This is a genomic window from Adlercreutzia equolifaciens (assembly GCF_029076695.1).
GTDB lineage: Bacteria > Actinomycetota > Coriobacteriia > Coriobacteriales > Eggerthellaceae > Adlercreutzia > Adlercreutzia equolifaciens_A.
Window position 1 is genome coordinate 1 of the sequence record NZ_JARFIK010000443.1, and the last position, 297, is coordinate 297.

The 297-nt window shown below is 47.8% G+C and carries 1 protein-coding gene; it reads right to left on the minus strand.

The features are described from left to right. Positions 1-67: 67 nt before the first annotated feature. Positions 68-297 (minus strand): DNA cytosine methyltransferase (locus PZH32_RS13095; RefSeq protein ID WP_275208687.1); only part of this gene is annotated, 230 nt, incomplete at its 5' end.

A 297-nucleotide genomic window follows, 5' to 3' on the forward strand; every position in this document is an offset into this window, starting at 1 on the left:
AAAACGATTCTGGGGCGATGTCTTCTCGGAAGGCGACGATGTAGATAAGTTCTCTATTTTGAGGAACTCAGAAGTTCTTCGAGTTGAGTACCTCATAGAAGGGTATATATCCGTCTTCTCGAAGAGCGCCTAAGATGGTTTTGAGGGTGCGTCCTTTGTCGTGGATAGGGAGCCCCTTGACAATTTCACAGAAGATCACCTTGGGCTTATTTTCGCGGTCAGCACAGATTCGAAGAGTATCGAAAACAAGTGTGCCTCTCGCGCGGCCTCTATAGTCGTCGTCAAATCCTTTGCGTC